General features: G+C 54.5%; 20 protein-coding genes. 8 read left to right on the top strand and 12 right to left on the bottom strand.

Going from position 1 to position 19,877, the window contains the following annotated elements; genetic code table 11:
- Window positions 1-68: 68 nt before the first annotated feature.
- Complete coding sequence (gene gmhB, locus ACMGG3_RS22395; RefSeq protein ID WP_014168732.1) at window positions 69-635, bottom strand: D-glycero-beta-D-manno-heptose 1,7-bisphosphate 7-phosphatase; 567 nt, start codon at window positions 633-635, stop codon at window positions 69-71.
- A gap of 188 nt (window positions 636-823) precedes the next feature.
- Here gmhB and metN point away from each other — a divergent pair, with 188 nt between their 5' ends.
- The 6 genes from metN to proS all read left to right on the top strand — a co-directional run bounded on the left by metN (window position 824) and on the right by proS (window position 6,399).
- Window positions 824-1,855 carry a methionine ABC transporter ATP-binding protein MetN gene (metN, locus tag ACMGG3_RS22390; protein WP_014168731.1) on the top strand — a complete coding sequence of 344 codons (1,032 nt, stop codon included), beginning with the start codon at window positions 824-826 and terminating at the stop codon, window positions 1,853-1,855.
- Complete coding sequence (locus ACMGG3_RS22385) at window positions 1,848-2,501, top strand: methionine ABC transporter permease MetI (protein ID WP_014168730.1); 654 nt, start codon at window positions 1,848-1,850, stop codon at window positions 2,499-2,501. Before metN ends, ACMGG3_RS22385 begins: the two co-directional genes overlap by 8 nt.
- A gap of 40 nt (window positions 2,502-2,541) precedes the next feature.
- Window positions 2,542-3,357, top strand: a complete 816-nt coding sequence (metQ, locus tag ACMGG3_RS22380) for a methionine ABC transporter substrate-binding lipoprotein MetQ (protein WP_014168729.1) — start codon at window positions 2,542-2,544, stop codon at window positions 3,355-3,357.
- Window positions 3,358-3,463: 106 nt separating this feature from the next.
- Window positions 3,464-3,868 carry an Rcs stress response system protein RcsF gene (gene rcsF, locus ACMGG3_RS22375; protein WP_014168727.1) on the top strand — a complete coding sequence of 135 codons (405 nt, stop codon included), beginning with the start codon at window positions 3,464-3,466 and terminating at the stop codon, window positions 3,866-3,868.
- Window positions 3,865-4,569 carry a tRNA (N6-threonylcarbamoyladenosine(37)-N6)-methyltransferase TrmO gene (gene tsaA, locus ACMGG3_RS22370; RefSeq protein WP_025205135.1) on the top strand — a complete coding sequence of 235 codons (705 nt, stop codon included), beginning with the start codon at window positions 3,865-3,867 and terminating at the stop codon, window positions 4,567-4,569. The genes rcsF and tsaA overlap by 4 nt, the downstream gene beginning before the upstream one ends.
- A gap of 111 nt (window positions 4,570-4,680) precedes the next feature.
- On the top strand, window positions 4,681-6,399 hold the full coding sequence (proS, locus tag ACMGG3_RS22365; RefSeq protein WP_078774266.1) for a proline--tRNA ligase: 1,719 nt from the start codon (window positions 4,681-4,683) through the stop codon (window positions 6,397-6,399).
- Between the two features lie 54 nt (window positions 6,400-6,453).
- Here the strand turns inward: proS and nlpE are convergent, their stop codons facing one another.
- Genes nlpE through ACMGG3_RS22350 form a run of 3 tightly spaced genes read right to left on the bottom strand, consistent with a single transcriptional unit; the run spans window position 6,454 to window position 8,150 of the window.
- Window positions 6,454-7,152 (bottom strand): envelope stress response activation lipoprotein NlpE, encoded by a 699-nt coding sequence (gene nlpE / locus ACMGG3_RS22360; protein ID WP_032681625.1) that lies wholly within the window; start codon window positions 7,150-7,152, stop codon window positions 6,454-6,456.
- Between the two features lie 33 nt (window positions 7,153-7,185).
- Window positions 7,186-7,608: an alternative ribosome rescue aminoacyl-tRNA hydrolase ArfB gene (gene arfB, locus ACMGG3_RS22355; RefSeq protein WP_020882624.1), complete on the bottom strand. Its 423-nt coding sequence runs from the start codon at window positions 7,606-7,608 to the stop codon at window positions 7,186-7,188.
- On the bottom strand, window positions 7,605-8,150 hold the full coding sequence (locus ACMGG3_RS22350) for a YaeQ family protein (RefSeq protein WP_153853284.1): 546 nt from the start codon (window positions 8,148-8,150) through the stop codon (window positions 7,605-7,607). The genes arfB and ACMGG3_RS22350 overlap by 4 nt, the downstream gene beginning before the upstream one ends.
- Window positions 8,151-8,346: 196 nt before the next feature.
- On the opposite strand from ACMGG3_RS22350, the gene ACMGG3_RS22345 reads away from it, so the two are divergent.
- Complete coding sequence (locus ACMGG3_RS22345; protein WP_014168721.1) at window positions 8,347-8,547, top strand: YaeP family protein; 201 nt, start codon at window positions 8,347-8,349, stop codon at window positions 8,545-8,547.
- Window positions 8,534-8,794: a Rho-binding antiterminator gene (gene rof, locus ACMGG3_RS22340; protein WP_014168720.1), complete on the top strand. Its 261-nt coding sequence runs from the start codon at window positions 8,534-8,536 to the stop codon at window positions 8,792-8,794. Before ACMGG3_RS22345 ends, rof begins: the two co-directional genes overlap by 14 nt.
- A 28-nt stretch (window positions 8,795-8,822) precedes the next feature.
- Here rof and tilS read toward each other — a convergent pair whose 3' ends face one another.
- From tilS to lpxA, 8 genes are all read right to left on the bottom strand, one after another.
- Window positions 8,823-10,109, bottom strand: a complete 1,287-nt coding sequence (gene tilS, locus ACMGG3_RS22335; protein ID WP_414149463.1) for a tRNA lysidine(34) synthetase TilS — start codon at window positions 10,107-10,109, stop codon at window positions 8,823-8,825.
- A gap of 57 nt (window positions 10,110-10,166) precedes the next feature.
- Window positions 10,167-10,556 carry a VOC family protein gene (locus ACMGG3_RS22330; RefSeq protein WP_014168718.1) on the bottom strand — a complete coding sequence of 130 codons (390 nt, stop codon included), beginning with the start codon at window positions 10,554-10,556 and terminating at the stop codon, window positions 10,167-10,169.
- Between the two features lie 65 nt (window positions 10,557-10,621).
- On the bottom strand, window positions 10,622-12,754 hold the full coding sequence (locus ACMGG3_RS22325; protein WP_014168717.1) for a lysine decarboxylase LdcC: 2,133 nt from the start codon (window positions 12,752-12,754) through the stop codon (window positions 10,622-10,624).
- 100 nt (window positions 12,755-12,854) lie between these two features.
- Entirely contained in the window at window positions 12,855-13,814 is a 960-nt protein-coding gene (gene accA, locus ACMGG3_RS22320; protein ID WP_014168716.1) for an acetyl-CoA carboxylase carboxyl transferase subunit alpha, read from the bottom strand.
- A gap of 12 nt (window positions 13,815-13,826) precedes the next feature.
- Complete coding sequence (gene dnaE / locus ACMGG3_RS22315; protein ID WP_014168715.1) at window positions 13,827-17,309, bottom strand: DNA polymerase III subunit alpha; 3,483 nt, start codon at window positions 17,307-17,309, stop codon at window positions 13,827-13,829.
- A 38-nt stretch (window positions 17,310-17,347) separates the two neighbouring features.
- A complete protein-coding gene (rnhB, locus tag ACMGG3_RS22310; RefSeq protein ID WP_014168714.1) occupies window positions 17,348-17,944 on the bottom strand; it encodes a ribonuclease HII in 597 nt (198 codons plus the stop codon).
- Window positions 17,941-19,089 carry a lipid-A-disaccharide synthase gene (gene lpxB, locus ACMGG3_RS22305; protein ID WP_020882621.1) on the bottom strand — a complete coding sequence of 383 codons (1,149 nt, stop codon included), beginning with the start codon at window positions 19,087-19,089 and terminating at the stop codon, window positions 17,941-17,943. Before lpxB ends, rnhB begins: the two co-directional genes overlap by 4 nt.
- The gene (lpxA, locus tag ACMGG3_RS22300) at window positions 19,089-19,877 is read right to left on the bottom strand and encodes an acyl-ACP--UDP-N-acetylglucosamine O-acyltransferase (RefSeq protein WP_020882620.1); all 789 of its coding nucleotides are present in this window, start codon (window positions 19,875-19,877) and stop codon (window positions 19,089-19,091) included. The genes lpxB and lpxA overlap by 1 nt, the downstream gene beginning before the upstream one ends.

Genomic DNA, 19,877 nt, shown 5'->3' with positions numbered 1-19,877 from the left:
TGCCGCCGAGGAATGACAAGCGGAAATATGCATTTTTATTTCGACCGCTCACCTTTTCACCAAAAAGGCTATTTTTGGTGCTTTTTAATCTCTTTTGGCAGCTCTGCCAGGCTATTAATCACCCAATCCGCGGCACTCTCTGCTTCAGGGGTCACAGGTTTGCCGGTGCGCACAAGTATTTTAGTCCCCACACCTGCGGCGGTTGCTGCCTGCATATCTTCCAGTTTATCGCCCACCATATAAGAAGCAGCCATATCGATATGCAGGAATTCCTGCGCAGAGATAAACATTCCCGGATGCGGCTTGCGGCAATCACACGTCTGGCGAAACTCTTCTACAGTTCCCTGCGGGTGGTGCGGGCAATAGTAAATGCCATCAAGTTCGACACCGCGGTCAGCCAGCGACCAGTCCATCCATTCCGTCAGCGTCTCGAATTGCGCCTCGGTGAATTTTCCACGTGCGATGCCGGACTGGTTGGTCACGACCACCAGCGCATAGCCCATCTCTTTCAGCTGGCGCATGGCATCGATAACGCCCTCGATAAACTCGAACTCATCAATCTCGTGGACATAACCGTGATCCACATTAATAGTGCCATCACGATCGAGAAAAATTGCGGGTACTGATTTTGCCACCGGTTTGCTCCTGAAAAAGGCATGTACAGCTAGTATCTCATGAATCGCAGCGCAATAAAGTGCTCATCGTACAGAGTTGGATTGATTTAGACGTCTGGATGCCTTAACATCCGTTTTGTTTACGGTCATCACCCGTATCTGGCAGAAGAAAATGCCACGGCTAACTTACATACGATAAAAATAATCTAATGATTAAACTTTCCAATATCACCAAAGTGTTCCAGCAGGGGAACCGAACCATTCAGGCGCTGAACAATGTCAGCCTGCATGTTCCTGCTGGTCAAATTTATGGCGTCATTGGCGCATCGGGTGCAGGTAAAAGTACGCTGATCCGTTGTGTTAACCTGCTTGAGCGCCCAACCCAGGGTCGTGTAGAAGTAGGCGGGCAGGAACTGACCGCACTTTCAGAGAAAGAACTGACGAAAGCACGCCGCCAGATTGGCATGATCTTCCAGCACTTTAACCTGCTGGCCTCCCGTACGGTGTTTGGCAACGTTGCCTTGCCGCTGGAACTGGACAACACGCCAAAAGAAGAAGTTAAGCGTCGCGTAACCGAACTGCTGGATCTCGTTGGTCTGGGTGATAAACACGATAGCTACCCGGCAAACCTGTCCGGTGGACAAAAACAGCGTGTGGCCATTGCCCGCGCGCTGGCAAGTAACCCGAAAGTGCTGCTGTGCGATGAAGCCACCAGCGCATTAGATCCCGCCACTACGCGTTCCATTCTGGAGCTGCTGAAGGACATCAACCGCCGCCTCGGCCTGACCATTCTCCTTATTACACATGAAATGGACGTGGTGAAACGCATCTGTGATTGCGTCGCGGTGATCAGCAACGGTGAGTTGATTGAGCAAGACACGGTCAGCGAAGTGTTTTCCCATCCGAAAACCCCACTGGCACAACAGTTTATTCAGTCCACGCTGCACCTGGATATTCCGGAAGATTATCTGGAGCGTTTAAAAACAGAATCGACCGCGGACAGCGTCCCGATGCTGCGTATGGAGTTCACTGGCCAGTCCGTCGATGCGCCACTGCTGTCCGAAACCGCGCGCCGCTTTAATGTGAATAACAACATCATCAGCGCGCAAATGGATTACGCCGGTGGCGTGAAGTTCGGCATCATGCTGACGGAAATGCACGGCACACAAGCAGAAACCCAGGCGGCAATTGCCTGGCTGCAAGAACATCACGTAAAAGTAGAGGTACTGGGTTATGTCTGAGCCGATGATGTGGCTGCTGGTTCGCGGCGTTTGGGAAACGCTGGCAATGACCTTTGTATCAGGCTTCTTTGGTTTTGTGATTGGTCTGCCGGTCGGCGTGCTGCTGTATGTGACGCGCCCGGGACAAATCATTGAGAACGCGAAGCTGTATCGCACCCTGTCTGCACTGGTGAATATCTTCCGTTCTATCCCGTTCATTATTCTGCTGGTGTGGATGATTCCATTTACCCGTGTGATTGTGGGAACGTCTATCGGTTTGCAGGCAGCTATCGTTCCGCTGACCGTGGGAGCTGCGCCGTTTATCGCCCGTATGGTGGAAAACGCCCTGCTGGAAATCCCGACCGGTTTGATCGAGGCTTCCCGCGCGATGGGGGCAACGCCAATGCAGATCGTTCGTAAAGTCCTGCTGCCTGAAGCGCTGCCAGGGCTGGTTAACGCGGCAACCATTACGTTGATTACTCTGGTGGGTTATTCCGCGATGGGCGGTGCCGTTGGCGCCGGCGGTTTAGGCCAGATTGGCTACCAGTACGGCTATATTGGTTATAACGCTACCGTAATGAATACCGTTCTGGTATTGCTGGTTGTGCTGGTTTACTTAATCCAGTTCTCTGGCGATCGCATCGTCCGGACTGTTACTCACAAATAACGTTACACACAACACAAACTCGACGAGTTAAGGATATAACATGGCGTTTAAATTAAAGACCTTTGCAGCGGTAGGCGCGCTGATCGGCTCTCTGGCACTGGTGGGTTGCGGTCAGGACGAAAAAGATCCAAACCACATCAAAGTGGGCGTTATCGTGGGTGCAGAACAGCAGGTTGCTGAAGTCGCGCAGAAAGTCGCGAAAGAGAAGTATGGTCTGGACGTTGAGCTGGTGACCTTTAACGATTACGTTCTGCCGAACGAAGCGCTGAGCAAAGGCGATATCGACGCCAACGCCTTCCAGCACAAACCTTACCTGGATCAGCAGATCAAGGATCGCGGCTATAAACTGGTGGGTGTGGGTAACACCTTTGTTTACCCTATTGCCGGTTACTCCAAGAAAATTAAATCTCTGGACGAACTGCAGCCAGGCTCTCAGGTTGCCGTCCCTAACGACCCAACCAACCTTGGCCGTTCCCTGCTGCTGCTGCAGAAAGTGGGCCTGATTAAGCTGAAAGACGGTGTTGGCCTGCTGCCAACCGTTCTGGATGTCACCGAGAATCCGAAAAATCTGAAAATTGTTGAGCTGGAAGCCCCACAGCTGCCACGTTCTCTCGACGACGCGCAGATTGCCCTGGCCGTTATCAACACCACGTACGCCAGCCAGATTGGCCTGACGCCAGCGAAAGACGGTATCTTCGTTGAAGACAAAGACTCCCCGTATGTAAACCTGATCGTGACTCGCGAAGACAACAAAGATGCGGAAAACGTGAAGAAGTTCGTACAGGCTTATCAGTCTGACGAAGTTTACCAGGAAGCCAACAAAGTGTTTAACGGCGGCGCTGTTAAGGGCTGGTAATCTCACCTCAGTGTAATATCATCAAGACGGGCTTATGCCCGTCTTGTCATTTGTGCAGTCAACTGATTCAATATCTGACGTTTTGATTATCCATTGAGGAATTATTATGCGTGCTTTACCGATCTGTCTTTTAGCACTCATGCTGAGCGGCTGTTCTATGCTAAGCAGATCTCCTGTTGAACCTGTCCAAAGCACGGCAACCCCGCCAAAAGCAGAACCCGTAAAACCGAAAGCGCCTCGCCCTGCGCCGGTTCGCATTATTACCAAAGCTGACGAACTCGTGGGTAAACCTTTCCGTGAACTGGGTGAAGTAAGCGGCGAATCCTGTCAGGCTACCAATCAGGACTCTCCACCGAATATCCCAACAGCGCGTAAACGCATGCAGATCAACGCGGCAAAAATGAAAGCCAACGCGGTTCTGCTGCATAGCTGCGAAGTGACCAGTGGAACACCGGGTTGCTACCGTCAGGCGGTTTGCATCGGCTCGGCGCTGAACATTACGGCGAAATGAGTTCATTTCAGTTCGAACAGATAGGCGTTATTCGCTCTCCCTATAAAGAGAAGTTCGCCGTGCCACGCCAGCCAGGCCTGGTCACCAGCGGTGGCGAGCTTCACTTGATCGCGCCCTACAATCAGGCCGATGCCGTACGCGGGCTCGAAGCATTCAGCCACTTATGGATTGTGTTTGTGTTTCACCAGACGATGGAAGGTGGCTGGCGTCCGACCGTACGCCCTCCTCGCCTGGGAGGCAACGCCAGGATGGGCGTGTTTGCGACGCGCTCAACCTTCCGTCCAAACCCTGTCGGGATGTCGCTGGTCGAACTGAAAGGTATACGCTGTCAGAAGGATCAGGTCATACTGGAGTTAGGCAGCCTTGACCTGGTTGATGGCACGCCGGTTATCGATATCAAGCCGTATCTCCCCTTTGCCGAAGCGTTACCCGACGCCCGCGCAAGCTATGCACAGGAAGCACCGCAGGCAGATATGCCTGTTCACTTCACGGCTGAGATAACCACGCAGCTTCAGCAGCTGGAAACACGCTATCCCCGCCTTCGTGACTTTATCACCGAAGTGCTGGCTCAGGACCCCCGTCCGGCCTATCGTAAAGAAGAGGACGCCGGGAAAACCTACGCCGTCTGGCTGCTGGATTTTAACGTTCGCTGGCGCGTGACCGGGGCAGGTTTTGAAGTGTTTGCCCTTGAACCCAGGTAATTTTGTCCTCCTCTCTTTTGGCATCTTTGCCACACTGGTAAACTAAACCACTTTTTTGTCTCAGGCTGGTGTTTCAGCCTGTTCCAATCGTCGAAATGGAACCGTAACAACATGCGTACTAGCCAATATCTGCTCTCCACTCTGAAGGAGACGCCTGCCGACGCCGAAGTGATCAGCCATCAGCTGATGCTGCGCGCCGGGATGATCCGCAAGCTGGCCTCCGGGTTATATACCTGGCTGCCGACCGGCGTGCGCGTCCTGAAAAAAGTCGAAAACATCGTGCGTGAAGAGATGAACAACGCCGGTGCTATCGAGGTGTCCATGCCTGTGGTTCAGCCCGCTGACCTGTGGCAGGAGAGCGGCCGTTGGGAGCAATATGGCCCTGAGCTGCTGCGTTTCGTTGATCGTGGCGAGCGTCCATTCGTCCTCGGCCCAACGCATGAAGAAGTCATTACCGACCTGATTCGTAATGAGCTGAGCTCTTACAAACAGCTGCCGCTGAACTTCTTCCAGATCCAGACCAAGTTCCGTGATGAAGTTCGCCCACGTTTCGGCGTCATGCGCTCACGCGAATTCCTGATGAAAGATGCTTACTCTTTCCATACGTCTCAGGAATCGCTGCAAGAGACCTACGACAAAATGTACGAGGCTTACAGCAAAATCTTCTCCCGTATGGGTCTGGATTTCCGTGCTGTGCAGGCTGATACCGGTTCTATCGGCGGAAGCGCGTCTCATGAGTTCCAGGTTCTGGCTCAGAGCGGTGAAGACGATGTGATCTTCTCTGACTCTTCTGATTACGCTGCGAACATCGAGTTTGCAGAAGCGCTGGCCCCTAAAGCGCCACGTGCTGCTGCAACCGAAGAGATGACGCTGGTTGATACACCTCACGCAAAAACCATTGCCGAGCTGGTTGAGCAGTTCAACCTGCCCGTCGAAAAAACGGTAAAAACCCTGCTGGTGAAATCCACCGAAGGTAGCGCGTACCCGCTGGTTGCCCTGCTGGTGCGTGGCGATCACGAACTGAACGAAGTGAAAGCTGAGAAGCTGCCTCAGGTTGCCAGCCCGCTGACGTTCGCAACGGAAGCGGAAATCCGTGCCGTCGTGAATGCAGGTCCAGGCTCTCTGGGCCCGGTGGATATGCCGGTTCCGGTGGTTATTGACCGTACGGTAGCCGCAATGAGCGACTTCGCCGCTGGCGCTAACATCGACGGTAAACATTACTTCGGCATCAACTGGGATCGCGATGTCGCGACGCCGGAAGTGGCTGATATCCGTAACGTGGTGGCAGGCGATCCGAGCCCGGACGGCCAGGGCACCCTGATGATCAAACGCGGTATCGAAGTGGGCCACATCTTCCAGCTGGGGGATAAATATTCCCGCGCGCTGAATGCCGCCGTTCAGGGGGAAGATGGCCGCAACCAGATCCTGACCATGGGTTGCTACGGTATCGGTGTGACGCGTGTGGTTGCAGCCGCCATTGAGCAAAACTACGACGAACGTGGCATCGTCTGGCCAGACAATATCGCCCCGTTCCAGGTGGCTATTCTGCCAATGAACATGCACAAGTCTTACCGTGTGCAGGAGCTGGCCGAAAAACTTTACTCCGAGCTGCGCGCTCAGGGTATCGAAGTGCTGATGGATGACCGTAAAGAGCGTCCAGGCGTGATGTTTGCCGATATGGAACTGATCGGTATCCCGCACACCGTAGTCATCGGCGACCGTAACCTCGACAGCGACGACATTGAATACAAATACCGTCGCAGTGGTGAAAAGCAGATGATCAAGACTGGCGACATTCTTGATTACCTGGTGAAAGCCATCAAAGGTTAACGTTCAACAAAAAAACCCCGCTCAGGCGGGGTTTTTTAATGGGCCGATATCGGCTTATTTGCTGTTACAGTCTTTGCCCGCAACAAACTTCGCGTCTTTATCTGTCACCAGCGTTTTCACCAGCTCTCCGCTGTCCGGGTTCGGCTCCAGCGTAAAGTGACCATCTACCGTCAGCAGGACAGGCTTGCTGTCATTGCCACGCGCAACAGCGTAATCACGCTCCAGCTGCGCATTGTTCGCCACGCTGATTTTCTTGCCGGTGGCGCAGTCGGTAAAGATCGCCGCATCCGCCATATAGAAATACATCCCACGCATTGGCATTGGCGTTGCAGGCAGGGCAGCTTTCACCGGGGCCAGCGTATAGTTGAACTGGGACTCAATCGGATTGCCTTCGCGGTCGAGCATCTCCATCCCTTCACCTTTGGCGCGGAAATAGGTTTTCTCACCGGTGGTATCCGTCAGTACCAGCTTCTCAGCCGTACGCGCCCATGTCCCGTAGCTCGCAAAGGAAGATGGTTCTTTCGCCCCCTGATAACGCTGGTTCATAACCCAGGTACCGTCTTTCTGCAGGAACAGTGACGTTTCAATGCCCTCGCAGTCGGCACACGGTAAAACGCCGCGCCAGCTCTGCTGCATTGGTTTTAACTCTTCATTCTGCGCAGGCTGCACGACCTGCGTTTCAGAACGGTTGTTACACCCGAAAAGCGCAAACAGCGTACTCACTGCCAGCGCTGACAATAATGCTTTTTTCACAATGAATTCCTTATGAAATTGTGTTCCTTTTCGTCACTCCGTAGGGCGACGAACTTTACCGCGTAGTGCTTTCACTGTGGATTTTTGGGCCTTCGACGATAGCCGACGCTCTTTCGATGCGCGGGTCGGTCGCGTTGCCCGACGGCTTTTTTGCACTGCCGTTAATTCTTTAATCATCGACACCAGTCTGGCAATCGCCGCTTCGCGGTTCAACTCCTGGCTGCGGTACTCCTGCGCTTTAATCACAATCACGCCATCACTGGTGATCAGGTGATGGCTGGCAGCGAGCAGGCTTTCTTTGTAATACTCTGGCAGGCTGGAGGCCCGAATGTCAAAGCGCAAATGGATAGCCGTTGAAGCCTTGTTAACGTGCTGTCCACCCGCCCCCTGAGCACGGATGGCGGTGATCTCCAGCTCATTGTCAGGGATACTAACGTTTCGGGACAAGACAATCATGGCGCTGGCTGCCACGCCGTCAAATGAATTTCCAGATTATTCTGAGAATCAGAAAGCCAGATAGCACCGTCCTGAATTGTGGCCTGCAGGACCATCGTCCGGCTGGCAAACTCGCTCAGCTTCGCCAGCTGCTCATCGTCCAGATACCAGACGGTAAGGTTGGCAAACTGCCCGCACTTGCTCTTGCTTTGCTGCCACCAGATTTCCGCAGCACGTTGATTATACGCGAATAACGCCACTTTAGCGGACTGCGTGCAGGCCTTTTTAATGCGGCGCTCATCCGGCAGACCGAGTTCAATCCATAAATCGATACCCAGATGATCGTTGTGCAGCCAGGCCTCTGGCTCGTCCTCAGCGCTTAAGCCCCGGCTAAATTGCAGACGCTCGTCAGCATACTTTATCCACGCCAGCAGGCGCAGCATCATGCGCTCCTGGGTTTCAGAGGGGTGGCGTGCCAGAGTGAGTGACGCATCCAGGAACTGGTTGCGGTCAAGATCTGCCACATTGACCACAGCTTTATAAATTGTCGCTTTCAGCGCCATGAGAGAACTCCTTTCGAATCAGGCGCACATTGTAGCGAAAAAGGAATAAAAAGGCTGTTCCCGGGTGAACATTCACCGGCTATCAAGGCGCTGATATTGCTTAAATGAGTATGGTATAGTCACCTTGCTAAACCGAGTTTATCTTCGTAGGCTTAATGATATCTCACAGTAAGTCAGTGCGCTGGCGGGAGGGGATGTGAATAATTATTGTGAGTTAATTCGCAAACGGTATGCGGAAATCGCCAGCGGAGATCTGGGGTATGTCCCGGACGCGTTGGGCTGTGTATTGAAAGTGCTTAATGAAGTGGCCTCTGATGAGGGCCTTTCAGAATCGGTCAGGGAAAAAGCAGCGTATGCTGCGGCGAATTTACTGGTGAGCGATTATGTCAATGAATGAAACTTATCAACCCATCAATTGTGATGACTATGACAACCTCGAACTCGCCTGCCAGCATCATTTAATACTGACGCTGGAGCTAAAAGATGGCGAAGTGTTGAAGGCAAAAGCCAGCGACCTGGTTTCGCGAAAGAATGTGGAATATCTGATAGTGGAAGATGCCGGGGCGACGCGTGAGCTACGTCTGGACAAAATTGCCAGCTTCAGCCACCCGCAAATCGGCACCGTTGTGGTGAGCGAATCCTGATGACACTAACGGGCAGCCCGGCTGCCCGTTACGCTTTCCACTCAAACTGCACGCCCGTTTCTGCCCACCCCTCTTGCGTAATGAATACCCCTGCTGCAGCAATCAGCGTTTCACCGTAGAAAAGTAGCGGCGTGGTATCGCGTCGCCAGGGCGGCACATTGCTCTCCTGCCAGATTTTCTTCAGCTTCCGCCCTCCGTTGCGCCCGACAATATGCAGCAGACCGCCCGCCTTAAAGCGCACGGTTACTGGCTCCCCGGGTTCAGGCAGACGCACATGGCCGGTTGGCACCAGAGACACACGACCGGCATCACAGGGCAACAGCAGCGGTTCCGCAAGCGACGGCCAGTCAAGCACCCTGTCGGCGAGCGAGGGAGATGATTTAACCCACCAGAGCGCCCCTTTATAGCGTCTGACGTCGAAACCGTTCAGGTGTACACACGGCGTAGCATCTTCCCGTGCCAGGGCGACTTCAGCCCAGAGACGAGCCAGCATTGCCCGCGACGGCATAGCGGCACCGTGAGAGGCCAGCCAGCGTCGTAACAATGCGGCCCGACGCGCCGGGCTCATTGCTTCCAGCGGTGCGATGGTAAGCGATCCCTGCGCGGAAATCAGTTCCGCCAGCTCTTCGCCCAGCAGCTCATCCAGCAGACTCTCCTGTTCAGCGCACAGCATGGCGCTGCGTGCTGCCGCTTCTGCAAAGTGCGGCCAGCGCTCGCTCAGAAGCGGTACGACACGCAGACGCAGGAAGTTACGGTCATAGCGGTCATCCTGGTTGCTTTCATCTTCAATCCAGCTCAGCCCGTGTTCCCGTGCCCACGTTTCCAGCGAGGCTCGCGTCTCGCCAAGCAGCGGGCGAAGGAGGTGCGATCCGGCGAAATCAGCCCGTTCTGGCATCGCGGATAACCCCGCCGGGCCGCTTCCTCGTTTGAGGGCCAGTAATAACGTCTCGCACTGGTCATCGAGATGCTGCGCCGTGACCAGCGCTTCGTCAGGCTGTAATTCAGCGGCAAAAGCGGCATAGCGAGCTTTACGCGCCTGCGCCTCAATGCCCAGCCCCTCATCATGGAGATGTACACGTTCAACAGTCAGCGGGATCGCCCATGCCGCACACACCGCCTCGCAGTGTGCCACCCACGCATCCGCGTGCGGGCTTAACCCGTGATGAATGTGCATCGCCCGAAGCTGAATATCAGGCTCGTTGTCACGCCAGAGTTTGAGACGGTGGAGCAGAACGGTGGAATCCAGGCCACCGCTAAACCCCACCAGCAGCTGGCGGTACGGTGAAATGGCTTGAGCAATCGCGGGTAGGGTCATAGAAAATCACACATAAAAATGCCCGAACTGAGCGGGCATTATCACACAGGGTGGAAATTACTGCTGGTAAAGCTCCAGCGGAAGGCCATCCGGATCGTTGAAAAAGGTAAAACGCTTGTCGGTGAACGGATCGATACGAATCGCTTCGCACTTCACGCCGTGGGTCTCCAGATGTTTTACGGCACGATCAATGTCGTCGACGCTAAAGGCAAGGTGGCGCAGGCCGCAGGCTTCCGGGCGGGACGGACGTGCTGGCGGAAAAGGAAAAGAGAACAGCTCAATCACATATTGCCCGTTTAAAGCGAGATCGCCTTTCCAGGAGTCACGCTCCTCACGGTAAGCCTCGCTTAACAACGTAAAGCCCAGAATATCGCAGTAGAAGGCCTTACTTTTTGCGTAATCGGTGGCAATGATCGCAATATGGTGAACCTGTTTTAAACCCAGCATAGCTTCTCCTTTTTATGATGCCTGAACGTTACAACCGACAACCCGGGCCTGGCAAGCTGTCGCCCTTATTTTAGGACTCGCACCCAGTAAACCCCTTGCTCATCGCGCTTCGCCCCGTGAATATCAGTCTCAAAGCCCGGATAGTGGCGCCCCACTGAGCAGAGCATCAGCAGAAAATCGAGCACCGCTCGACTCTCTTCGGTGATCATCTCCCCCGGCATCAACAACGGTACGCCCGGCGGATAAGGCAGGATCATGTTAGCCGACACGCGCCCGACCAGATTTTCCAGCTCAACGGTTTCAACCTCCCCTTTCACCTGACGTTGCCAGGCCTTGTGTGGGGTCAACTTCATCTCCGGCAGCACGTCAAACGCCTGCAGCATCAGGCGCGGCAGATCGTGCTGACGGATCAGCCGATGGATCCCCTGAGCCAGATCCTGAATGCGCATATTGCGGTAGAAGTCAGGATCTTCAGCATAAAGATCCGGCAGCATATTTTTCACCCGCAGGTTGAGATCGTAAGCGCGCTTAAACTCCATCAGTCCGCGCAATAAACCCATCGCACGGGTTTTATCAATCCCAATACTGAACAGGAACAAGAGGTTATACGGGCCGGTTTTCTCCACCACTACGCCACGTTCATCAAGGAATTTTGCCACCAGAGCAGCAGGAATGCCTTCGTCACTCATCGTGCCCTGTTCGTCCATCCCCGGCGTCAGGATCGTTACCTTCACCGGGTCGAGGAACATATGGTCGGCGTCGGCATCGCGAAAACCGTGCCAGCTCTCGCCAGGTGAGACAGGCCAGCACTCGGCCTCATCAATCTCTTCGGGTTGCCAGATATCGAAGAACCAGCCGTCTGCTTCATCTTTAAGCCGCTGGACTTCTTTACGGAAATGCAGCGCCCGCTCCACAGACCGATTGATCAGACGTTTGCCCGGATTCCCGCGCAGCATTGCCGCCGCCGTTTCAATAGAGGCCACCAGCGGATAGCTTGGCGAGGTGGTGGTGTGCATCATAAAGGCTTCGTTAAACGTCTCTTCGTCGTACTCGCCTTTGATGTGAATAAGCGAGGCCTGAGAAAACGCGGCCAGCATTTTGTGCGTCGACTGCGTTTCGAAAAACACTTTGCCCGGCACGCGCTCACCGCTCATGCCGCTTTTTCCCGCGTAAATCGGGTGAAAGTTGGTGTATGGCACCCACGCGGAGTCAAAGTGGATCGACGGGACATCCAGCGTCTGCTTAATCCAGTTGGTGTTATAGAGCAGACCGTCATAGGTGGAGTTCGTGATGACCGCATGGATCGGCCAGCTTGCCCCCGGGATCGCCGCGACCTTATGTTCAATCGCGGCGTGGCTAAATTCACGACGCGGGATCCCGCCGAGGATCCCAAGCGCGTTTCGCGTCGGGGAGAGCCATAACGGCACGACATCGCTCATCATCAGCAGATGAGCCAGCGACTTGTGGCAGTTACGGTCAATCAGCAAGGTGCTGCCGGCGGGTGCGGCGTACATTCCGACGATTTTGTTTGATGTCGAGGTGCCGTTGGTCACCATATAACTCTGCTCGGCACCAAAAGTCCGGGCAATGTATTCTTCAGCTTCCAGGTGCGGTCCGGTGTGATCGAGCAGCGATCCGAGTTCAGTGACGGAAATCGACACGTCCGCTTTGAGCGTGTTGCCCCCGAAGAAATCATAGAACAAACAACCCACCGGGCTTTTTTGATAGGCCGTCCCTGCCATATGGCCTGGCGTGCAGAAGGTGTATTTGCCTTCTTTGACGTAAGTAAACAGCGCGCGGGTAAACGGTGGGGTGATGTTATCGAGATATTCACCGGTGTACTGTTGAATACGGGTCGCAATATCTTCCGCGACACCGAGTGAGTATTCAAAGAACCACAGCGCCATTCGCATATCATGAGCGCTCACGTCCATTGTCGAGTGGGTATTAATAAAAGCGTACAGCGGGAGATATTCGTTCAGCTTATTGATATCGCTGCACAACTCCATGTCGTACTCGTCCCAGTCGAAGATCACGCCACAGATGCGAGGGTTGTGCTCGATAAATTTCAGCAGGTCGGCGCTATTGTGCGGCCAAATCAGCTGGTACCCGCGGGACTGAAGGGCGTGCTCCAGCTCCTTAATGGGCTCGTCTTTATAAAAGACGCCGTGCGGCCCCATAATGGCGATGATGTTCACGGTTTACCTCCTTTAAAAACATTAGCTAAGCATAGTTAAGGTAAACGGCAGGCATAAAAAAAGCCGCAACAATGTGCGGCTTTTAGGATAATTGTGAAGCTTACGCGTAACCGTAGGTCATCAGACGCTGGTAACGACGGTTGAGCAGATCTTCTGTGCTCAGGACATCCAGGTCCGCCAGGTCTGCCAGCAGCTGCGCTTTCAGGGAAGCCGCCATCACTTCCGGCTTACGATGCGCGCCACCCAGAGGTTCAGGGATCACGGAGTCGATCAGCTTCAGCTCTTTCAGACGTGGGGCAATGATGCCCATCGCTTCTGCAGCCAGAGGCGCTTTATCGGCGCTCTTCCACAGAATAGAGGCACAACCTTCCGGGGAGATAACGGAATAGGTGCTGTACTGCAGCATATTCACTTTATCGCCCACGCCAATCGCCAGCGCACCACCGGAGCCCCCTTCACCGATAACGGTACAGATGACCGGCACCTTCAGGCGAGACATCTCGCGAAGGTTACGTGCGATGGCTTCTGACTGGCCACGCTCTTCCGCGCCCACGCCAGGATACGCACCCGGGGTGTCGATGAAGGTGATGATTGGCATCTTGAAACGCTCAGCCATCTCCATCAGACGCAGGGCTTTACGGTAGCCTTCTGGTGCCGGCATACCAAAGTTACGACGAATTTTCTCTTTGGTTTCACGGCCTTTCTGATGACCAATGATCATCACCGGGCGCCCGTCCAGACGTGCGATGCCGCCGACGATAGCTTTGTCGTCAGCGTAAGCGCGATCGCCTGCCAGTTCGTCAAATTCGTCAAACGCCAGGCGGACATAATCCAGGGTGTACGGACGCTGTGGATGACGCGCCAGCTGGGCGATCTGCCATGCGCCGAGATCGGCAAAGATTTTGCGCGTCAGTTCTACGCTTTTCTCACGCAGACGATGCACTTCTTCATCGATGTTAATATCCAGTTTTTCATCCTGACGGCTTACCGCTGTCAGAGAATCGATTTTCGCTTCCAGCTCAGCAATCGGCTGTTCGAAATCAAGGAAATTCAGACTCATAGTATTCCTGTATTAGTCAAACTCCAGTTCCACCTGCTCCGAACCAATGAGGCCACGGAGATCGTTAAGTAAACGATCGCTCGGAGAGACACGCCACGTTGCACCAAAGCGCAACCGCGCACGTGCATCCGCCCTCTGATAGTAGAGATGTACTGGAATTGTCCCCGAGCGGTGGGGTTCCAGAGACTGACGGAGTCGGTTTAAAAGCTGGTCATCAATTTGCCTGTCCGTCAGCGAGATAGCAAGCCCGCGAGCATATTTTTCCCGGGCTTCGTCAATGTCCATCACTTCGCGGGCGGTCATTTTAAGCCCCCCACTGAAGTCATCAAAGCTGACCTGTCCGCTGACGATAAGTATGCGGTCTTTTTCCAGCAAATGCTGGTATTTATCCAGCGCGTCGGTGAACAACATCACCTCCAGACGCCCGGAACGGTCATCCAACGTACAGATGCCGATACGATTGCCGCGCTTGGTGACCATAACCCTTGCAGCAATCACGAGCCCCGCAGCCGTGGTGATTTTACCACGTTCTGTCGGATGCATGTCTTTCAGCCTGTAGCCTCCGACATAGCGCTCAATTTCTTTGATGTACTGGGTGATGGGGTGCCCCGTCAGGTATAAACCTAACGTTTCACGCTCTCCATCCAGCACCACCTGTTCTGGCCACGGCTGGCAGCTGGCATAAGACTGCTCTATCTGCTCTGGCTCTTCCGCCAGTACGCCAAACATATCCGCCTGACCGATCGCTTCCGCTTTGGCGTGCTGATCCGCCGCTTTCAGCGCATCGCCGAGAGAGTTCATCAGCGCGGCGCGATGCGGCCCCAGCCTGTCGAACGCGCCGGACATGATCAGTTTTTCGAGCACGCGGCGGTTCAGTTTTTTGGTGTCCGTACGGGCGCAAAGATCGAACAACTCGCGGAAATAACCGCCGTTGTTACGCGCTTCGAGGATCGCCTCAATCGGGCCTTCACCCACGCCTTTGATCGCGCCAATCCCGTAAACAATTTCCCCGTGCTCGTTGACGTGGAAATGATAGAGACCGGAGTTGATATCCGGCGGCAGGATCTTAAGCCCCATGCGCCAGCACTCATCCACCAGGCCAACCACCTTCTCGGTGTTGTCCATATCGGCAGTCATAACCGCCGCCATAAATTCAGCAGGATAGTGTGCTTTCAGCCACAGCGTCTGGTAAGAGACCAAAGCATAGGCAGCAGAGTGGGATTTGTTAAATCCGTACCCGGCGAATTTCTCTACCAGGTCAAAGATTTTGATCGCCAGCTCGCCATCAATACCGTTTTTTCTTGCGCCTTCTTCGAAAGTGCCGCGCTGCTTGGCCATCTCTTCCGGCTTTTTCTTACCCATCGCACGACGCAGCATGTCCGCGCCGCCAAGGGTGTAGCCAGAGAGCACCTGGGCAATCTGCATAACCTGTTCCTGGTACAGGATAATGCCGTAGGTTGGCTCCAGAACGGGCTTCAGGCACTCGTGCTGCCACTGTACATCCGGATAGGAAATCTCTTCACGCCCGTGCTTACGGTCAATAAAGTTATCTACCATCCCTGACTGTAGCGGGCCCGGTCGGAACAGCGCCACCAGTGCGATCATATCTTCGAAGCAGTCAGGCTGCAGGCGCTTAATCAAATCTTTCATGCCGCGGGATTCAAGCTGGAAGACGGCGGTGGTCTCCGAGCGCTGCAGCATGTCGAAACTTTTCTTATCATCAAGCGGGATGGCCGCGATATCCAGCGGCGGCTCGCCGTTCTTCTCGCGACGGGCGTTGATCATCTCCAGCGCCCAGTTGATGATGGTGAGCGTACGCAGACCGAGGAAGTCAAACTTCACCAGCCCGGCGTATTCGACGTCGTTCTTGTCAAACTGGGTGACCGGATGCTGGCCCGCTTCATCGCAGTATAGCGGCGCAAAATCGGTGATTTTGGTCGGCGCGATAACCACCCCACCCGCATGCTTACCGGCGTTACGCGTGACGCCTTCCAGCTTGCGGGCCATGTCGATCAGCGCTTTAACTTCTTCATCGGCTTCGTAGATTTCTGGCAGCTGTGGTTCAGCTTCAAACGCTTTTGCCAGCGTCATACCTGGGTCAGGTGGCACCAGTTTAGAGATACGATCGACAAAACCGTACGGATGCCCCAGTACACGGCCAACGTCGCGAATAACCGCTTTCGCTGCCATCGTACCGAAGGTAATAATCTGCGATACCGCGTCGCGGCCGTACATGTCCGCCACGTGTTCAATAACCTGGTCGCGTTTCTCCATGCAGAAGTCGACGTCAAAGTCGGGCATCGAGACACGTTCCGGGTTAAGGAAACGTTCGAACAGCAGGTCAAATTCCAGCGGGTCGAGGTCGGTAATTTTGAGTGCATAGGCTACCAGCGAGCCCGCACCGGAGCCACGCCCCGGTCCAACCGGTACGCCGTTATCCTTCGACCACTGGATAAACTCCATAACGATCAGGAAGTAGCCCGGGAAACCCATCTGGTTGATCACCTGGAGTTCAATATCCAGGCGCTCGTCATATTCTGGTCGACGTTTTTTACGCTCTTCTTCATCCGGGAAGAGGAATTCCAGACGCTCTTCGAGGCCTTCTTTTGACTTCATGACCAAGAAGTCTTCCGTGGTCATGTCCCCGGTCGGGAACTGCGGCAGGAAGTATTCGCCAAGGCGCACGGTGACGTTACAGCGTTTGGCTATCTCAACGCTGTTCTCCAGCGCTTCCGGGATATCGGAGAAGAGTTCGCACATCTCTTCTTCATTGCGCATGTACTGCTGCGTCGAGTAGTTACGCGGACGTTTCGGATCGTCAAGCGTGAAGCCATCATGGATCGCGACGCGAATCTCATGCGCGTCAAAATCGCCAGGCTCAAGGAAACGCACGTCATTGGTTGCCACCACGGGCAGGCCGCGTTCTTCAGCCAGCGCAACCGCGGCGTGCAGGTAACTCTCTTCGTCCTGCCGACCGGTGCGGATCAGCTCAAGGTAGTAACGATCCGGGAAATGTTCTTCATAGAACGACACGCACTGATCCACCAGCGCACTGTTGCCACGCAGCAGACATTTGCCGACATCACCCATACGGCCGCCGGAGATCAGCAGCAGCCCGTCATTCAGCTCAGCCAGCCAGTCCCGGTCGATCCACGGCCCCAGTGCGCCATAGCCGCGCTGATAGGCTTTGGAGATAAGCAGAGTAAGATTTTGATACCCTACGTTATTCATCGCTAACACGGAGATTTGCGTCAATTCATCGCCGATAAGATCGCTTTGGACGTGAAAATCCGCGCCAACGATGGGTTTCATCCCCGCGCCATGTGCCGCTCCGTAGAACTTCACCAGACCACACAGATTGGTAAAATCGGTGATCGCCAGCGCAGGCATGCCAAGCGAGGCCGCCTTTTTTACCAGCGGCCCGGTCTTCGCCAGCCCATCGATCATGGAGTAATCGCTATGCACCCGCAGGTGTACGAAACGTGGTTCAGCCATCTTCAGATTCCGCGTTACTTAATTGCTTGCGTATTGATTCAGGACACCAGTCCCAGCGCGCGTTTCACCGGGCCAAAGCTGCGTCGGTGATGTTCAGTTGCGCCATGTTCAGCCAGCCTTTCCAGATGAAAGGCCGTTGGATAACCCTTATGCTGGGCGAAGCCATACTGAGGGTAAGTGAGGTCCAGCGCGGCCATTTCAGCATCACGCGTCACTTTGGCAATGATAGAAGCCGCACTGATTTCTGCGACCCGGCTATCGCCTTTCACCACCGCCATTGACGGCATCGGCAACGCAGGGCAGCGGTTTCCGTCAATCAGGACATACTCCGGGGTAATTTTCAGACCCGCCACCGCACGCTGCATCGCCAGCATAGTGGCATGCAAAATATTGAGTTCGTCGATCTCATGCGGCTCTGCACGCCCCAGGCTCCAGGCCAGTGCCTTTTCCTGAATCTCACTAAACAGCGCCAGACGGCGCTTTTCAGACAATTTTTTAGAGTCGTTTAACCCGATAATCGGGCGAGCAGGATCGAGGATCACCGCAGCGGTCACCACTGCACCCACTAACGGGCCACGACCGACTTCGTCCACACCCGCCACGAGGTGGGTATGAGGATAAATAAATTCCATCATTTTGCTAACTCCAGCACCGCTTCAGCCGCTTGTTCATCGGCATTACAGCGGATCTGCTGATGCAGTTCGCGGAACGTATCATGCATCTGGTGGCTGGTTTTGCCGTCGGCCAGTAGCGGTAACAACGCATCGGCCAGCGCCTGCGGCTCGCACTCATCCTGCAGAAGCTCTTTCACCAGCTCGCGCCCGGCAAGCAGGTTTGGCAGAGAGACATAGTCCGTTTTCACCAGACGTTTCGCCAGCCAGAAGGTGAACGGCTTCATGCGATAGCCTACCACCATCGGGCATTTCGCCAGCATACACTCCAGCGCAGCGGTGCCGGAGGCCAGCAGTGCGGCGTCGCTTGCGACCATCGCCTCACGGCCCTTCCCGTCCAGCAGATGAACATGGAGATCCGGAGCAACCTCCGCCTTGATGCGCTCAAACTGCTCGCGACGTTTTGCATTCACCAGCGGCACAACCACTTCGAGGTCAGGATAGGTCTTGCGAAGGATTTGCGCCGTTTTCAGGAAGTCCGCGCTGAGCATCTCGACTTCTGCACCACGGCTACCGGGCAGCAGTGCCAGACAGTGCGCATCATGAGGAATACCCAGCACATCGCGCGCCGCGTTTTTATCCGGATCCAGCGGCATTGCGTCCGCCATGGTATGACCGATAAAACGGCACGGGACATTAAATTTGTCGTAAAACGCTTTTTCGAAAGGCAGAAAAGCCAGTACCAGGTTGGTTGACCGTCCGATTTTGAAAACGCGTTTCTGTCGCCACGCCCAGACGGACGGACTGACATAATGAATGGTTTTGATGCCCTTCTGCTTCAGATTCCCTTCGAGGGTAATGTTGAAATCCGGTGCATCGATACCGACAAACACATCGGGTTTGAGTTCGGTAAAGCGACGGGTGAGATCGGCACGAATGTGCAGCAGACGACGCAGGCGACCCAGCACCTCAACGATGCCCATCACAGCCAGCTCTTCCATTTCATACCAGGCTTCACAGCCTTCGGCCTGCATCAGCGGGCCAGCAACGCCTACAAAGCGTGCATTGGGTACCCGGGCCTTTAGCGCACGGATAAGACCTGCACCAAGAATATCGCCGGAGGTTTCTCCGGCGACCAGGGCTATCGTAAGCGGACGACTGTCGACCATTAACGAATCAGACCCCTTGTGGAACGGTCAAAGAACGTCATGAACTCGTTCACTTCAGGGTGCTTTTCCGCCAGCTCGGCAATTTCCGGCTTCGCCTCTTCCAGAGTTTTACCGCTACGGTACAACAGTTTGTACGCGTTGCGGATTGCAGTAATCGCTTCGCGGCTAAAGCCACGACGCTTGAGGCCTTCGATGTTCACGCCAAACGGCGTGGCATGGTTACCCTGCGCAATGACGAACGGTGGGACATCCTGCGCCACACCGGAGCATCCGCCGACCATCACGTGTGCACCAATGATGCAGAACTGATGGACTGCGGTCATGCCGCCAATAATTGCGAAATCATCTACCGATACGTGTCCTGCCAGCGTTGCGTTGTTGGCAAGAATACAGCGGTTACCTACCGTACAGTCGTGCGCGATATGCGCATTAACCATAAACAGGTTGTCGCTGCCCACCTTCGTCAATCCACCACCCTGTACTGTTCCACGATGAATGGTGACGCTTTCGCGAATGCGGTTACGATCGCCGATTTCCAGACGGGTCGACTCACCAGCATATTTAAGATCCTGGTTTACTTCGCCGATGGAAGCGAACTGATAGATCTCGTTATTGCAGCCAATAGTCGTATGACCATTCACGACAACGTGAGATTTCAGTACTGTACCCTCACCAATTTCGACATGGGGTCCAACAATACAAAATGGGCCAATATGGACGTTAGCACCAATAATGGCACCGACTTCCACAATGGCGGTAGGATGAATAAAGGCGGATTTATCAATCAC

The organism is Enterobacter sp. BNK-18 (assembly GCF_047456135.1).
In the GTDB taxonomy this organism is placed as follows: domain Bacteria; phylum Pseudomonadota; class Gammaproteobacteria; order Enterobacterales; family Enterobacteriaceae; genus Enterobacter; species Enterobacter ludwigii.
This window is presented reverse-complemented; position numbering and strand designations above follow the sequence as displayed.

Bases quoted from the DNA above. Each gene is read 5' to 3' on its own strand.
- metN (WP_014168731.1), top strand. From the start codon at position 824: ATGATTAAACTTTCCAATATCACCAAAGTGTTCCAGCAGGGGAACCGA.
- ACMGG3_RS22385 (WP_014168730.1), top strand. From the start codon at position 1,848: ATGTCTGAGCCGATGATGTGGCTGCTGGTTCGCGGCGTTTGGGAAACG.
- metQ (WP_014168729.1), top strand. From the start codon at position 2,542: ATGGCGTTTAAATTAAAGACCTTTGCAGCGGTAGGCGCGCTGATCGGC.
- rcsF (WP_014168727.1), top strand. From the start codon at position 3,464: ATGCGTGCTTTACCGATCTGTCTTTTAGCACTCATGCTGAGCGGCTGT.
- tsaA (WP_025205135.1), top strand. From the start codon at position 3,865: ATGAGTTCATTTCAGTTCGAACAGATAGGCGTTATTCGCTCTCCCTAT.
- proS (WP_078774266.1), top strand. From the start codon at position 4,681: ATGCGTACTAGCCAATATCTGCTCTCCACTCTGAAGGAGACGCCTGCC.
- arfB (WP_020882624.1), bottom strand. From the start codon at position 7,608: ATGATTGTCTTGTCCCGAAACGTTAGTATCCCTGACAATGAGCTGGAG.
- ACMGG3_RS22350 (WP_153853284.1), bottom strand. From the start codon at position 8,150: ATGGCGCTGAAAGCGACAATTTATAAAGCTGTGGTCAATGTGGCAGAT.
- rof (WP_014168720.1), top strand. From the start codon at position 8,534: ATGTCAATGAATGAAACTTATCAACCCATCAATTGTGATGACTATGAC.
- tilS (WP_414149463.1), bottom strand. From the start codon at position 10,109: ATGACCCTACCCGCGATTGCTCAAGCCATTTCACCGTACCGCCAGCTG.
- ACMGG3_RS22330 (WP_014168718.1), bottom strand. From the start codon at position 10,556: ATGCTGGGTTTAAAACAGGTTCACCATATTGCGATCATTGCCACCGAT.
- accA (WP_014168716.1), bottom strand. From the start codon at position 13,814: ATGAGTCTGAATTTCCTTGATTTCGAACAGCCGATTGCTGAGCTGGAA.
- dnaE (WP_014168715.1), bottom strand. From the start codon at position 17,309: ATGGCTGAACCACGTTTCGTACACCTGCGGGTGCATAGCGATTACTCC.
- rnhB (WP_014168714.1), bottom strand. From the start codon at position 17,944: ATGATGGAATTTATTTATCCTCATACCCACCTCGTGGCGGGTGTGGAC.
- lpxB (WP_020882621.1), bottom strand. From the start codon at position 19,089: ATGGTCGACAGTCGTCCGCTTACGATAGCCCTGGTCGCCGGAGAAACC.